We start from the raw sequence: 2,720 nt of genomic DNA, 5'->3' as shown, positions 1-2,720 counted from the left end.
AAAGACAAGCCAGTCACTAAGGTGACTTAAATACTTTATTTGAGAGTTTGATCCTGGCTCAGGACGAACGCTGGCGGCGTGCCTAATACATGCAAGTTGAGCGCTGAAGGTTGGTACTTGTACCGACTGGATGAGCAGCGAACGGGTGAGTAACGCGTGGGGAATCTGCCTTTGAGCGGGGGACAACATTTGGAAACGAATGCTAATACCGCATAAAAACTTTAAACACAAGTTTTAAGTTTGAAAGATGCAATTGCATCACTCAAAGATGATCCCGCGTTGTATTAGCTAGTTGGTGAGGTAAAGGCTCACCAAGGCGATGATACATAGCCGACCTGAGAGGGTGATCGGCCACATTGGGACTGAGACACGGCCCAAACTCCTACGGGAGGCAGCAGTAGGGAATCTTCGGCAATGGACGAAAGTCTGACCGAGCAACGCCGCGTGAGTGAAGAAGGTTTTCGGATCGTAAAACTCTGTTGGTAGAGAAGAACGTTGGTGAGAGTGGAAAGCTCATCAAGTGACGGTAACTACCCAGAAAGGGACGGCTAACTACGTGCCAGCAGCCGCGGTAATACGTAGGTCCCGAGCGTTGTCCGGATTTATTGGGCGTAAAGCGAGCGCAGGTGGTTTATTAAGTCTGGTGTAAAAGGCAGTGGCTCAACCATTGTATGCATTGGAAACTGGTAGACTTGAGTGCAGGAGAGGAGAGTGGAATTCCATGTGTAGCGGTGAAATGCGTAGATATATGGAGGAACACCGGTGGCGAAAGCGGCTCTCTGGCCTGTAACTGACACTGAGGCTCGAAAGCGTGGGGAGCAAACAGGATTAGATACCCTGGTAGTCCACGCCGTAAACGATGAGTGCTAGATGTAGGGAGCTATAAGTTCTCTGTATCGCAGCTAACGCAATAAGCACTCCGCCTGGGGAGTACGACCGCAAGGTTGAAACTCAAAGGAATTGACGGGGGCCCGCACAAGCGGTGGAGCATGTGGTTTAATTCGAAGCAACGCGAAGAACCTTACCAGGTCTTGACATACTCGTGCTATTCCTAGAGATAGGAAGTTCCTTCGGGACACGGGATACAGGTGGTGCATGGTTGTCGTCAGCTCGTGTCGTGAGATGTTGGGTTAAGTCCCGCAACGAGCGCAACCCCTATTGTTAGTTGCCATCATTAAGTTGGGCACTCTAACGAGACTGCCGGTGATAAACCGGAGGAAGGTGGGGATGACGTCAAATCATCATGCCCCTTATGACCTGGGCTACACACGTGCTACAATGGATGGTACAACGAGTCGCGAGACAGTGATGTTTAGCTAATCTCTTAAAACCATTCTCAGTTCGGATTGTAGGCTGCAACTCGCCTACATGAAGTCGGAATCGCTAGTAATCGCGGATCAGCACGCCGCGGTGAATACGTTCCCGGGCCTTGTACACACCGCCCGTCACACCACGGGAGTTGGGAGTACCCGAAGTAGGTTGCCTAACCGCAAGGAGGGCGCTTCCTAAGGTAAGACCGATGACTGGGGTGAAGTCGTAACAAGGTAGCCGTATCGGAAGGTGCGGCTGGATCACCTCCTTTCTAAGGAATATATACAAAGACGTGAGCATTCAACTTTATTCAGTTTTGAGGGGTTTAGTGATAAACCTAAGCAAGAATCAAATTCTTGATTGTGGGGCCTTAGCTCAGCTGGGAGAGCGCCTGCTTTGCACGCAGGAGGTCAGCGGTTCGATCCCGCTAGGCTCCATTGTCAGACAAGACGTTAAAATCACTTGAACATTGAAAACTAAATAACAATATCTAATAACGATAAATAAACCAAAAGCTGTGAATTTTAAAGAATTTACAAACTTATACTTGAAAAACGATGATTATAAATCATCATGGCAAAGTTAATAAGGGCGCACGGTGGATGCCTTGGCACTAAGAGCCGATGAAGGACGTGACTAACGACGATATTCTAGGGGGAGCAGTAAGTACGCATTGATCCCTAGGTCTCCGAATGGGGAAACCCAGCTGCTACTAGCAGTTATTCATGAGTGAATACATAGCTCATGTAAAGGTAACGCAGAGAACTGAAACATCTAAGTACCTGCAGGAAGAGAAAGTAAAAACGATTTCGTAAGTAGCGGCGAGCGAACGCGAAGAAGGGCAAACCAAGAAGCTTGCTTCTTGGGGTTGTAGGACTGCAACGTGGACTTAAGCATTATAGTCGAATAACCTGGGAAGGTTAATCAAAGAGGGTAATAATCCCGTAGACGAAATAGCGCTTATACCTAGCAGTATCCTGAGTAGGGCTGGACACGCGAAATCCAGTTTGAATCCGGGAGGACCATCTCCCAACCCTAAATACTCCTTAGTGACCGATAGTGAACCAGTACCGTGAGGGAAAGGTGAAAAGAACCCCGAGAGGGGAGTGAAATAGCACCTGAAACCGTGTGCCTACAAGAAGTTCGAGCCCGTTAATGGGTGAGAGCGTGCCTTTTGTAGAATGAACCGGCGAGTTACGTTATGATGCGAGGTTAAGTTGAAGAGACGGAGCCGTAGGGAAACCGAGTCTGAATAGGGCGACTTAGTATCATGATGTAGACCCGAAACCTAGTGACCTATCCATGAGCAGGGTGAAGGTGTGGTAAGACGCACTGGAGGCCCGAACCAGGACACGTTGAAAAGTGTTTGGATGACTTGTGGATAGCGGAGAAATTCCAAACGAACTGGG

The 2,720-nt window shown here is 48.8% G+C and carries 1 tRNA gene and 2 rRNA genes; all 3 read left to right on the top strand.

Going from position 1 to position 2,720, the window contains the following annotated elements:
* The first annotated feature begins 35 nt into the window (after nt 1-35).
* Nucleotides 36-1,582 (top strand): 16S ribosomal RNA (locus ACWD1Z_RS37060).
* 93 nt (nt 1,583-1,675) lie between these two features.
* A tRNA-Ala gene (locus ACWD1Z_RS37055) sits at nt 1,676-1,748 on the top strand.
* 138 nt (nt 1,749-1,886) lie between these two features.
* Nucleotides 1,887-2,720 (top strand): 23S ribosomal RNA (locus ACWD1Z_RS37050); the annotation flags it as partial.

This window comes from Streptomyces sp. NPDC002784 (assembly GCF_053592135.1).
This window is presented reverse-complemented; position numbering and strand designations above follow the sequence as displayed.